Annotated in this window: 11 protein-coding genes; 3 read left to right on the top strand and 8 right to left on the bottom strand. The window is 61.7% G+C overall.

Annotated elements, in window-relative coordinates; all coding sequences use genetic code 11:
- On the bottom strand, positions 1 to 307 hold a 307-nt coding region (locus ACFPN5_RS14450), incomplete at its 3' end, for a TraK family protein (protein ID WP_379784433.1).
- A 524-nt stretch (positions 308 to 831) separates the two neighbouring features.
- On the opposite strand from ACFPN5_RS14450, the gene traI reads away from it, so the two are divergent.
- Complete coding sequence (gene traI / locus ACFPN5_RS14445; protein ID WP_379784431.1) at positions 832 to 2,649, top strand: TraI/MobA(P) family conjugative relaxase; 1,818 nt, start codon at positions 832 to 834, stop codon at positions 2,647 to 2,649.
- Positions 2,650 to 2,928: 279 nt separating this feature from the next.
- Here traI and ACFPN5_RS14440 read toward each other — a convergent pair whose 3' ends face one another.
- Positions 2,929 to 3,327, bottom strand: a complete 399-nt coding sequence (locus tag ACFPN5_RS14440) for a transcriptional regulator (RefSeq protein ID WP_379784429.1) — start codon at positions 3,325 to 3,327, stop codon at positions 2,929 to 2,931.
- Between the two features lie 235 nt (positions 3,328 to 3,562).
- Between ACFPN5_RS14440 and ACFPN5_RS14435 the strand changes: the two genes are divergently transcribed.
- Positions 3,563 to 3,802 (top strand): helix-turn-helix transcriptional regulator, encoded by a 240-nt coding sequence (locus ACFPN5_RS14435; RefSeq protein ID WP_379784427.1) that lies wholly within the window; start codon positions 3,563 to 3,565, stop codon positions 3,800 to 3,802.
- Here ACFPN5_RS14435 and ACFPN5_RS14430 read toward each other — a convergent pair.
- From ACFPN5_RS14430 to guaB, 3 genes are all read right to left on the bottom strand, one after another.
- Positions 3,795 to 4,991, bottom strand: a complete 1,197-nt coding sequence (locus ACFPN5_RS14430) for a tyrosine-type recombinase/integrase (protein ID WP_379784425.1) — start codon at positions 4,989 to 4,991, stop codon at positions 3,795 to 3,797. The two genes, ACFPN5_RS14435 and ACFPN5_RS14430, sit on opposite strands and share 8 nt — an antisense overlap.
- 294 nt (positions 4,992 to 5,285) lie before the next feature.
- Positions 5,286 to 6,896, bottom strand: a complete 1,611-nt coding sequence (guaA, locus tag ACFPN5_RS14425; RefSeq protein ID WP_379784423.1) for a glutamine-hydrolyzing GMP synthase — start codon at positions 6,894 to 6,896, stop codon at positions 5,286 to 5,288.
- A gap of 84 nt (positions 6,897 to 6,980) precedes the next feature.
- Positions 6,981 to 8,441, bottom strand: a complete 1,461-nt coding sequence (gene guaB, locus ACFPN5_RS14420) for an IMP dehydrogenase (protein ID WP_379784421.1) — start codon at positions 8,439 to 8,441, stop codon at positions 6,981 to 6,983.
- 149 nt (positions 8,442 to 8,590) lie between these two features.
- Between guaB and ACFPN5_RS14415 the strand changes: the two genes are divergently transcribed.
- Positions 8,591 to 9,103, top strand: a complete 513-nt coding sequence (locus ACFPN5_RS14415; protein ID WP_379784419.1) for a DUF4124 domain-containing protein — start codon at positions 8,591 to 8,593, stop codon at positions 9,101 to 9,103.
- Positions 9,104 to 9,124: 21 nt separating this feature from the next.
- Here ACFPN5_RS14415 and ACFPN5_RS14410 read toward each other — a convergent pair whose 3' ends face one another.
- The 3 genes from ACFPN5_RS14410 to ACFPN5_RS14400 form a co-directional block, all read right to left on the bottom strand.
- Positions 9,125 to 10,414: a GGDEF domain-containing protein gene (locus ACFPN5_RS14410; protein ID WP_379784417.1), complete on the bottom strand. Its 1,290-nt coding sequence runs from the start codon at positions 10,412 to 10,414 to the stop codon at positions 9,125 to 9,127.
- 142 nt (positions 10,415 to 10,556) lie between these two features.
- Positions 10,557 to 10,868, bottom strand: coding sequence for an RnfH family protein (locus tag ACFPN5_RS14405; protein ID WP_379784415.1), 312 nt, complete (start codon positions 10,866 to 10,868; stop codon positions 10,557 to 10,559).
- On the bottom strand, positions 10,858 to 11,292 hold the full coding sequence (locus ACFPN5_RS14400; protein ID WP_379784413.1) for a type II toxin-antitoxin system RatA family toxin: 435 nt from the start codon (positions 11,290 to 11,292) through the stop codon (positions 10,858 to 10,860). Before ACFPN5_RS14400 ends, ACFPN5_RS14405 begins: the two co-directional genes overlap by 11 nt.
- Positions 11,293 to 11,358: the final 66 nt, after the last annotated feature.

The raw sequence follows: 11,358 nt of genomic DNA, 5'->3' as shown, positions 1-11,358 counted from the left end.
GGCCCGATCGCCCGGCTTCTGTGGCCAGCGAACGGCCGGGAGGCTGGCTTGACCTGCTCGCGCCCGGAGGTTCAGTAGCTGTTGCCATATGGCGCTTCACGTAAACCAAAAACGTGTCGTAACCACACTCGATACGCTTTTGCTCGACCATGTGCGCCCAGATCGTCTTCACCGGCCAGCCCTCCTCCAGCGCTTCTCTCACGTCGTTCTTTACGGCCGTGAAGGCAACGCGATTCCGGTTGCGCCTGGCTGAATGGCGCGTTTGCCTGACCCACTCGGTCAATTGCTTGGTATAGGACTTGGCCATCGCGATGGTCCGTCTCTACGTCCTGGTTCTCGTCACTGATGATGGTCGCGCCGCGTCTCCGCCGGCCTGAAACCAGTATAGGAGAGCCGCTTATGGTTTCGATATAAACGGTGTGTCTTATTGATCCAGTCGAGGTTTGACCGAAAGTCCGATAGGTATCCTGCCTTGGCGTAATCGACTCGCAGAGTCGGGCAGGATAGGTGAAGTAGGCCCACCCGCGTAGCGTGTGTTCCTGCTTCACTCCCCCCTTATTCGCACTTCGTGCTCAACGGGAATCCTGCTCTGCGAGGCCAGGCGGCTGCCGCCGGCAAATTCGGAGGTGGACAATGAGCGAAAAGTGCACACGCAAGAGCACGCCGGCGGTCGAGGTGTACTGCTTGCCAGATGAGCGCACGCAGTTGCAGGTCAGCGCATGGGCTGTGCCCAAGGGTCCATGCAAATCCTCGTCGACCGTTGTCCATCCGGTACTGGTTGCCTCCAGCGACGGCGACCAGTTTTAGCAGCTAAAACGGATGCGAAGAGCCATGATCGCCAAGCACATTGCGATGAACGCTGCCACCAAGAGCAGCTTTGCCAGACTGGTACGCTACCTGACAGATTCGCAGGGCAAGGCGGTGCGCACCGGCGCCATCCGGATCACCAACTGCATGAACGACTCGGCCGACGTCGCTGCACTGGAGATACTCAATACCCAGGCGATGAACACCCGGTCCAGGGCCGACAAGACCTACCACCTGATCGTCAGTTTCCGCCATGGCGAACAGCCTGACGTAGCCACTCTTTCGTCGATCGAAGACAGCCTGTGCGCCGCGCTGGGGTTCGCCGGGCATCAACGGGTCAGCGTCGTGCACGATGACACCGACAATTTGCACGTGCACGTCGCCATCAACAAGATTCACCCCACGCGCTACACAATTCTTGAACCATTCCAGGCCTACCGCATCCTGGCGAGGCTATGCGACAAGCTGGAGGATGAGTACGGCCTGCAGAAGGACAACCACGCGCCAGGGAAAACAGCGTCGGAAAACCGCGCTGCTGACATGGAGCACCATTCGGGTGTCGAGAGCCTGCTTGGCTGGGTCAAGCGTGAGTGCGCTGAGCGAATGCGGGTTACGCAATCGTGGGACGAGCTGCACGCCCTGCTGCTTGACAACGGGCTGCGCCTGCACCCAGCCGGAAACGGCTTGGTGATAACTGCCGCCGACAGGACCACGGTCAAGGCCAGTTCGGTGGGGCGCGAGTTTTCCAGGCCGCGGCTGGAACAGCGTCTCGGTCCATTCCAGGCGGCGCCCAGCAAGCTAAAAACAGTCAGGCCGGCGCGGGGCTACCAGAAGCAGCCGCTTGCATCGAGCGTGGACACTACCGAGCTGTATTCGCGCTATCGGGCGGCGCAGGTGCGAGCGGCAGAGGGCCGGGTACGGGAACGAAACCAGGCACGCGCACGCAAAGAGCGCCGGATCGACGCAGCCAAGCGCACTGTGGGCCTTAAACGTGCCGCCCTCAAGCTGGTCTCGATACCTGGACCTGCGAAGAAGCTGATGTACGGCGCGCTCTCCCGTGCCCGGAGCGAAGAGATCGCTGCGATCAAGGTCCTGTACCGGCGCGAGCGCCAGGCAATCGATCAACGGCATTGGCGATGTCAATGGGCGGACTGGCTGCGCCACGAGGCCGCACAGGGCGACCTTGAGGCGCTGGCAGCACTCCGCGGGCGCGATCCGAGAAGCGTACTGACGGGCAATTCGGTCACGGGGAAAGCCCTGCCGCGACAGCCGGCGCGGCCCACTGGCCACGACAGCGTCACCAAGAAGGGAACAATCATCTACCACGTTGGTGGCAGCGCGATCCGCGATGACGGCGACAGACTGAAGGTCTCACTTGAAGCCGACCAGGCAGCCGTGCTGTCCGCGCTCGAGATGGCGGTCGCCCGTTTTGGCGGCCGCATCGCCGTCAACGGTTCTGACGGCTTCAAGGAGCAGATTCTCGTTGCGGCCGTCGAAGCGGGTATGCGCGTCACCTTTGCCGACGCCGCACTCGAACAGCGCCGCTTGGAACTGACCCAAGCCTCCACCGCGCAGCAAGAAGCAATGGCAGTACGTGCCGGACCAGCTTTGAGTTGCGAGAGTCGGTGCGACGGCGAGGACAGCGTTGTCGACATATACATGGCTGAACGAGGAAAAGAAAACGTCGATATCCTCGAGGTAAACAAGCAGGCCCGCTATACCCCTCTTCCCCCCAGCGTAGCCAAAAATGTCGGCACACAGCGCGTTGGTGGCCAGACGTTGGGCGCGCGGGTGGGCGTGAAGGCTCCTGTTCCCATGAAGGCGAAGAAACGGAGCAGATGAAGGTCGGGTTCACCAAGACGTTCGGTCATCGCAGGAAGCCAACGTGCATTCGTGAATCAGGCGTCAGCATTCCGGTCAAGTTTGAGGAGGGCTATGAGCCGCTTGTCGATCGCCAAATGGAGAGTAATCTCAATTGACAGAATCCGGCCAGCATCCTCCTACCTTCACGCAGCAGCCCGCCTTCGGCAGTCCACGTGCCATATTGGCGACCTAGTCGGAGCGTTCGCCAAATGCTCGCAGCCTTGGCCAACTAGGCCGGGCTCCGTGTAATAGAAAGCGCTACGCCCTCTTGCGGCGAACGGACCTGGCCTTTTTCTTGGCCGCGTTAAGAAGTTTGCGATTCTTTTGATCCCACTGTCTCACGGTGAATGCCTCGAATTCAGTGACGATAGCCGAGACGCGCGCATACCCCTCAGGCAAACTCAGCTTTGACGCGCCACCAGCAAGCTCCTCCAGCGACTGCCGGTCCAGGTCCGTTGTTTCAAGCAGTGCGGGCAACGGCGTGTCGAGCGCCTGCGCAATCGCTTCCATGATGCGCAGGGAGGGATTGGCATGGTCGTTGGTCAGATCTGAGAGAAACGAGACCGACATGCCAGCCTTCTTTGCCAGCTCATTCTTGCTCATCCCAACATCATCGAGGATGCGGAGGATGTTTGTCAGCAGGATCAGGTTGTACACATGGACTCCCATCGGATGAACAAGATTTAGCCGCTAAATTCTCACTGCACTGATCCCGGAACGAAGGACTCGTACGATTTGCTGCCTCTGCCTCCACCATTCGGCCGGGCAAATTTTCGCCCCTACCGCTTCATACACTTTGATCCATCCGAAATACCGGACAGATTCGCCTTTTCGGTCTCTCATGCGACCAACATACTGTACCCATGTTCGAAATATCGAAAAGGAGAAACAAATGATAGTCGCCGACTCTGCTGCGCGGCCCCTGGGCCGCGTCCTGATCAACCGTAAGCAGCTACTGCAAAAGGTACCCATGTGCGAACGTACAATCCTCGATATGGAAAAACGCGGTGAGTTTCCAAGGCGGTTCTCGGTTACGCCCCGGCTGGTCGCCTGGGATTTGCTCGAAGTTGATGACTGGATCGCGCATCACCAGGCTGCCAGCATTCAGCAGCCTGCGCCCGGCACTAGGTAGCGGCAGTGCACCACTGCTGGACCATGCTGGCCCACGATTGCATCATATGGCGGCGCTGCTCCGCATACTCCGCCTTGTTGTACACCGCGCGCACACCTCGCTGTTCGTGGGCCAGGCACTTCTCGATCCAGTCCGACTGAAAACCGGCTTCGTGCAGTGCCGTGGAAGCGGTACGTCTGAAATCATGCGGAGTGAAATTCGCGAGCGGCACTCCGTCGGCACGTGCGTACTCGAGGACGGCCATCGTTACCCGGTTCAGCGTGGCCTTGCTCATCGGCTGATCCCCATCGTAGCGCGAGGGGAAAATATAGCGCGAAGCGCCGGCACACGTCTTCAGTGCAACCAGGATGTCCAGCGCCGCCTCCGACAGGTAAACGTTGTGGGGATTACGGCGCTTCATCCGAGCTGCAGGAATCACCCAGACGCGATCCGTGAAGCTCACCTCGGACCACTCGCCCTCGCTCATTTCGGATTTTCGTAACATCGTCAGGAGTAGCAGTTTGACCCCGAGCCGAATAGTCGGACTCGTTGCCACCTTGTCGAGGAAGCGGAATACGAGACCGACCTCTTCCGCGCTCAACGCGCGATCACGAGGCTGGAACCGGGCAATCGAACTGGGTCGGACTTCGTCAGCCGGGTTGACGACTTTTTGCCCGCGATCCTTCGCATACCGAAACACAAGCATGACAACGTCGCGGGCATGGACTGCGGTTGCCGGGGCGCCCCGGTCGACGATGCGATCGCATAATCGGCGCAACTCGTCCGAGGTGACCTCATCCAGTTTCAGTTTTCCGAATGGACGTTTCAAGTCGCGCTCATACACGGAGCGGCGCATATCGCGCGTCGACTCGGCCATTGTGTAGCGTTCCAGCCATTCCTCGGCCCATTCGGCAAACGTATTTTCTTCGTGCCGGCGGGCCTGCACTGTCGCCTTTTGCCGTGCAGGCGATCTGCCGGCAGCAAGCGATTTCTTAGCCTCGTTCAGCAGCTCCCGCGCTTCGCCCAGCTTCAGTCCTCCAGGACCATAACGCCCAAGCACCAGCGTCTCCTGCCTGCCATTGATCGCATAGTTGTAGCGGAACGAAATAGTACCGGAGGTGAGCACGAATACATACAAGCCGTCACGGTCGGCCACCTTGTATCCCTTCTCCTTCGGCTTCAAATTCCTCAGTGCGGCGTCTGTCAACATGGACACCCTCCATACCATGATTGGGAACGCCCGTTTTCATGCCACTTTCTCTTTTATATTCAATCACTTAGCTTGGATTGATACCATGATTGAATGAGATAAAGCAACATGGTACGAGCACCTGTTTATGGTATCGCTCCAAACCGGGACCAATGTCGATACCATCAAACTTTGGTGCTTCGCGTTGCCAGAAAATGCCTGACTCTACCAGGCCGACCAATAAAAAAGCCCCTGAAATCAGGGGCTTGGGTCAAGTCTAATGCTAGAGAGTGCCAGCTACTGCCGGGCTGCGAATTATTCCCACTCAATCGTCGCCGGCGGCTTCCCCGAAATATCATAAACAACGCGATTGATCCCGCGCACCTCGTTGATGATCCGGTTCGACACCTTGCCGAGCAGCGAGTGCGGCAGATGCGCCCACTGCGCCGTCATGAAGTCCAGCGTCTGCACCGCGCGCAGGGCCACGACGTATTCATAGGTGCGGCCGTCGCCCATCACGCCCACCGACTTCACCGGCAGGAACACGGCAAACGCCTGGCTGGTCGCTTCGTACCAGTTCACCGGCGCCTTGCCGGCGTCGATACCGGCCACCGGCGGCAGTTCGAACGGGGTGTTGCGCAGTTCTTCGATGAAAATGGCGTCCGCTTCGCGCAGCAGGTCGGCGAATTCCTTTTTGACTTCGCCGAGGATGCGCACGCCAAGGCCCGGGCCTGGGAACGGGTGGCGGTAGACCATGCTGTGCGGCAGGCCGAGGGCGACGCCGAGCTTGCGCACTTCGTCCTTGAACAGTTCGCGCAGCGGTTCCAGCAGTTTCAGGTTCAGCGTTTCCGGCAGGCCGCCCACGTTGTGGTGGCTCTTGATGGTCTGGCCTTTTTTGCCTTTGCCGGCCGACTCGATCACGTCCGGGTAGATCGTGCCCTGCGCCAGCCATTTGGCATTCGTCAGCTTGCCGGCTTCGACCTGGAAGACTTCGACGAATTCGCGGCCGATGATCTTGCGCTTCTGCTCGGGGTCGTTCACGCCGGCCAGGTGGCCGAGGAACTGGTCTTCGGCATCGATGCGCAGCACCTTGACGCCGAGGTTCTTCGAAAACATGTCCATCACCATCTTGCCCTCGTCCTTGCGCAGGAGGCCGTGGTCGACGAACACGCAGGTCAGCTGGTCGCCGATTGCGCGGTGGATCAGGGCTGCGGCTACGCTCGAATCGACGCCGCCCGAGAGGCCGAGGATGACTTCATCCGTGCCGACCTGGGCGCGGATCTTTTCGACGGCTTCGCCAATGTAGTCGGGCATGTTCCAGTCGGACTTGCAGCCGCAGATTTCGTGCACGAAGCGGCCGATGATGGCTTCGCCCTGGGTCGTGTGAGTCACTTCCGGATGGAACTGCAGCGCGTAGAAGTGGCGGTCTTCGTCGGCCATGGCGGCGACCGGGCAGCTGTCGGTCGAACCCATCAGCTTGAAGCCTTGCGGCATTTCCAGCACCTTGTCGCCGTGGCTCATCCACACCTTGAGCATGCCGTGGCCTTCGTCGGTGACGAAGTCGTTGATGCCTTTCAGCAGGGCCGTGTGGCCGCGGGCGCGCACTTCGGCGTAGCCGAATTCGCGCACTTTGCCATTTTCGACCTTGCCGCCGAGCTGGGCGGCCATGGTCTGCATGCCGTAGCAGATGCCGAGCACAGGGACGCCGAGTTCGAACACGGCTTGCGGGGCGCGCGGGGAGTCGCCTTCCAGGGTCGAGTTATGGCTGCCGGACAGGATCACGCCGGCGGCGCCGTAGTTGCGGACGAATTCTTCGCTGACGTCGTAGGGGAAGACTTCGGAGAAGACGCCGGCGTCGCGCACGCGGCGGGCGATCAGTTGGGTGACCTGGGAGCCGAAGTCGAGGATGAGGATTTTGGAGTGCATTGAGGCAGTCAGAAAGTAATAATCAGGTCAAGGCGCGAATCACGGCGCGCATGGAAAAAGCGGCCGTCGCCGGCCGCTTTTTGCTTATTCCGAACGGTAGTTCGGCGCTTCCTTGGTGATCTGGACGTCGTGGACGTGCGATTCGCGCATGCCGGCCGACGTGATCTCGACGAATTCCGCCTTTTCGCGCAGTTCGTCGATCGTGGCGCAGCCGCAGTAGCCCATCGACTGGCGCACGCCGCCGACCAGTTGAAAGATGATCGCCAGCACGCTGCCCTTGTAGGCAACGCGGCCTTCGATACCTTCCGGCACGAACTTGTCGGCCTTGGCCGAGGCGTCCTGGAAATAGCGGTCGGCTGAGCCTTCGGCCATTGCGCCCAGCGAGCCCATGCCGCGGTAGGACTTGTAGCTGCGGCCCTGGTACAGGATGACTTCGCCCGGCGCTTCTTCGGTGCCGGCGAACATCGAACCCATCATGACGGTCGAGGCGCCCGCTGCGAGCGCTTTGGAGACGTCGCCCGAGTAACGGATGCCGCCGTCGGCGATGCAGGGCACGCCGGTGCCGGCCAGCGCTTCAGCCACGTTCGAGATCGCGGTAATTTGCGGCACGCCGACGCCGGCGACGATACGCGTGGTGCAGATCGAGCCCGGGCCGATGCCGACCTTGACGGCGTCCGCGCCGGCCTCGACCAGCGCCCGCGCGGCGGCCGCCGTAGCGATGTTGCCGCCGATGACGTCCACGTGCGGGTAGCGGGTCTTGATCGACTTCACAGTGTCCAGAATGCCTTGCGAGTGGCCGTGCGCGGTGTCGACGACCAGTACATCGACGCCGGCCGCAACCAGCAGCTCGACGCGTTCGCGGTCTTTCTCACCGACGCCGACAGCCGCACCGACCAGCAGCTTGCCCTGCGCATCTTTCGATGCGAACGGGTGCTCGTGCGACTTCATGATGTCTTTCACGGTGATCAGGCCGCGCAGCTCGAACTCGTCGTTGACGACCAGCACGCGCTCGAGGCGGTGCTTGTTCATCAGGCGCTTGGCTTCTTCGGTATTCGCTTCCTCGTTCACGTAGACGAGTTTTTCGCGCGGGGTCATCTTGGTGCGCGTCTCGGCGTCGAGGTCTTCCTCGAAGCGCAAATCGCGGTTGGTAATGATGCCGACCACCTGCTTGCCCTCAACCACAGGGAAGCCACTGAAGCCGTGCTGGTGCTGCAGGGCGATGACGTCGCGGATCTTCATGCTCGGAGGCACGATGATCGGATCGCGCAGCACGCCGGCTTCGAAACGCTTGACGCGCGCTACTTCACGGGCCTGGTCGGCCGGACGCAGGTTCTTGTGGATGATGCCAATGCCGCCTTCCTGCGCCATCGCAATAGCGAGACGGGCTTCGGTCACGGTATCCATCGCAGCCGAGAGCAGCGGGATGTTGAGCGTGATGTTGCGGGTCAGCTTGGTGCGAAGGGAGGTATCGGCCGGAAGAACGTTCGAGTAGGCCGGGACGAGCAGCACATCATCGAACGTGAGTGCTTTTTGAAGTAGACGCATACCATTTTCCTATAGGCGCAAAAGCGAATTATACAGAATGCGCGGAAAGGCGTCTCCAGTGGCCAAAAAAAGACCTTCAGCCAGCCTTTCGTTGACAGGGCTGGCCAATCATGAGGAAATCACAGTTCATACCGTAAGGAAATATTTTGATGACGCACACGCCGCTTCGCCCTCTTCTCTCCCGCCTGGTCGGCATCGCCCTGCTCTGCTGCGCCGGCCTGGCGCAGGCGCAGTTCGTCTGGATCGCGCCAAATGGTACCCGCCAGTACTCGGACCAGCCGCCGCCGCCCGGCACCCCGCCATCGAAGATTCTGAAGGCCCCGGGCCGTTCGGCAATGAGCGCGGGCGAGCCGGCCGGGATACCTCCTGCACAGGTTCCGCCCGTAGCGAAACCGAAGGGAATGACACTGGCTGAGCGCGAGGCGGATTACCGTAAGCGTGCCCAGGAACGCGTGGAAGCGGAGGGAAAGGCGCGAGACGAGGCAAAGCGCCTGACGGCCCAGCGGGAATACTGCAATGAGATGCGCAATTCAAAACGCATGTACGAGGCCGGCGCCCGGGTCGCGGCAGTGGGGAGCGACGGCAAGCAGCGCTTCCTGGACGACAGCGAGCGCGCCGAGCGCGCGGCGGCGATCGACAAGGCGCTGGCCGACTGCCGCTGAGCGCAGCCCAGCCAGAGGGCTTCAGTCCTGCGCCTTGACGGGCAGCGCCCGTCCGTGGGGATGCAGCGCCGGCGCGCCCACTACCCGGTTGCGCCCGCCGGCCTTGGCTTTGTACAGGGCGGCGTCGGCCCTTGCCATCAGGCCGTCCAGCGCTTCGCCCTCTTCCAGCATGGCCACGCCGATACTGACTGTGTAGCAGACCGCCTGCCCCGCCGGAACCGGCTCAAGCGCGGTGTCGAGCGCCGCGCGCACCCGTTCGGCCACCGCAAGCGCGGCCGCCGCGTCGGTGTCCGGCAGCAGGACGGCAAACTCCTCGCCGCCCAGGCGCCCGCAGTAATCGACCTCGCGCACAGCCTCGCGTGTCCGTTCCACGATCTCGCGCAGCACGCGGTCGCCCACGCCATGGCCGTGGCTGTCATTGATCCGCTTGAAATGATCGACATCGAACAGCAGTAGCGCAAGCGGCGAGCCGCTGCCCTGTGCGCGCGCGTGCTCGCGTTCGGCGAAGGCGGAGAAGGCGCGGCGCGAGGCCGCTCCCGTCAGGTGATCGTGGTCCGCCGCGTGGGCCGCGGCGGCGAGGATGCGCGCATTCGCCATCATCACCGCGCCCAGTGTCAGCGCCGGCAGCGCCAGCGTGCCGAGGGCCATGAAGACCAGGTTGTAGGTCGGCATGGCGTCGAAGGTTCCGGGCATCCACGCTTCGATCGCATACACGAGGCCGCGCACACCATGCGCGGTGCCGAGCGCGAGCGCCGCGACTTTCGTGAACAGGGTCGGGTAACGCAGGCGCGCATCGGCGGACACGGGCACGCTGGCGCCAATGGCCAGGCAGAGCGTGCCGTGGAACATGGAAACGCTGACGGTGCGCACTTCGATTGAATCGAGCCCGTAATGAAAGGCGGCGACGCCGCCCAGCGTAAGCAATCCCCCCACCAGCAGGCGTGCGCCCTGCACCGGCAGGCCGAGATGGCGCCGGAATCCGGCATACATCAAAGCAATGGTAACGAGAAACAGGCCATTTGCTCCTTCGATGGTCAGCAGGTCGGGCAGCGCGCCGCGCGCGGCGAACAAGAGCAGCGCCAGCACGGCAATAGCATTGGCCTGTCTCCATTCCTTGACGCCCACGACCCGGCTTGCTTTCAGCGAGGTCAGCACCAGCAGCATCACAACCGACATTGCGGTAGTCACCAGCAGGAGGATCAGGGCGCTGAGCACGTGGATGGACATGGCAGGACAGAGGCCGGTGGTGGGAGGCGCCGCAGCGCCACGGTCGCCGGTGTCAGGCGACACCTCGGCCCGAGGCCTGGTCACCGGGCGCCTGGCACGCGGAAGAGCCAGCCATCTTATCAAAATTCCCGTGCGGAAACCGAATAGGTTGCGTAGTTGCAACTCCCTTTTATAATGGGAAGCGACCAGGCGCGCCGCTCAGCGTGCAAATGCCTGTAGATGCCACTCAGGCAGGCGCGCGGGAGCCCGCCGTGTCTTTCTTGGCCGCGCGCCTGCGGCGCGAATCCTTGGGGTCCGCCACCAGCGGCCGGTAGATTTCAATACGGTCGCGGTCGCGCAGGGTCGTATCAAGCGTCTTCTTCTTGGCAAAAATGCCGACCGGCTGGGTCACCAGGTTAATGTCAGGGAAGGCCAGCAGCACGCCGCTGCCCTCGATCGCCTGGCCGATGGTGGTGCCGGGCGCGACCTGCATTGTGTGCAGGAATTCCGCGCGCGCCGTAGCGTAGCAGAGCACCACCTCCAGCATCTCAGACGCCATACACCACCTCGGCCCGCTTGCAGAACGAATCGACCATGCTGTTAGCGATCATGCCGAAGACCGGGCCGACCAGTTGCGCCAGGATGACGCTGGAAAACTCGTAGTGCAGGTCGAAATCGATCTTGCAGGCGTCGGCGCGCAGGGCCTTGAAATTCCAGGTTCCCTCGAGCATCTTGAAGGGGCCGTCGACGAGGTGCATCTTCATCTGCGTGGGACGCAGGTTGTGGTTCGCGGTGGTGAAGCTCTGCTTGACGCCGTGGAAGTTGATGCCCAGGCTGGCCACCAGCTTGTCGTCACTGCGCTCGAGCAGCTTGACGCCGCTGCACCATGGCAGGAACTTCGGATAATCTTCCACCTTCGCCACCAGATCGAACATCTGTTCAGCGCTATAGCCCAAGAAAACTGATTTGTGCACTACTGCCATTGGTCAACCGTTTGTTATGATGTTGGACGAGTTGCATTTCTGCGCCCATCAGGGCGCGATAGCCGT

This window comes from Massilia niabensis (assembly GCF_042655085.1).
Classification (GTDB): Bacteria; Pseudomonadota; Gammaproteobacteria; order Burkholderiales; family Burkholderiaceae_D; genus Telluria; species Telluria niabensis.
This window is presented reverse-complemented; position numbering and strand designations above follow the sequence as displayed.

Excerpts from the sequence above, each read along its gene's own strand:
- traI (WP_379784431.1), top strand. The coding sequence starts at position 832 with ATGATCGCCAAGCACATTGCGATGAACGCTGCCACCAAGAGCAGCTTT.
- ACFPN5_RS14435 (WP_379784427.1), top strand. The coding sequence starts at position 3,563 with ATGATAGTCGCCGACTCTGCTGCGCGGCCCCTGGGCCGCGTCCTGATC.
- ACFPN5_RS14430 (WP_379784425.1), bottom strand. The coding sequence starts at position 4,991 with ATGTTGACAGACGCCGCACTGAGGAATTTGAAGCCGAAGGAGAAGGGA.
- guaA (WP_379784423.1), bottom strand. The coding sequence starts at position 6,896 with ATGCACTCCAAAATCCTCATCCTCGACTTCGGCTCCCAGGTCACCCAA.
- guaB (WP_379784421.1), bottom strand. The coding sequence starts at position 8,441 with ATGCGTCTACTTCAAAAAGCACTCACGTTCGATGATGTGCTGCTCGTC.
- ACFPN5_RS14415 (WP_379784419.1), top strand. The coding sequence starts at position 8,591 with ATGACGCACACGCCGCTTCGCCCTCTTCTCTCCCGCCTGGTCGGCATC.
- ACFPN5_RS14405 (WP_379784415.1), bottom strand. The coding sequence starts at position 10,868 with ATGGCGTCTGAGATGCTGGAGGTGGTGCTCTGCTACGCTACGGCGCGC.
- ACFPN5_RS14400 (WP_379784413.1), bottom strand. The coding sequence starts at position 11,292 with ATGGCAGTAGTGCACAAATCAGTTTTCTTGGGCTATAGCGCTGAACAG.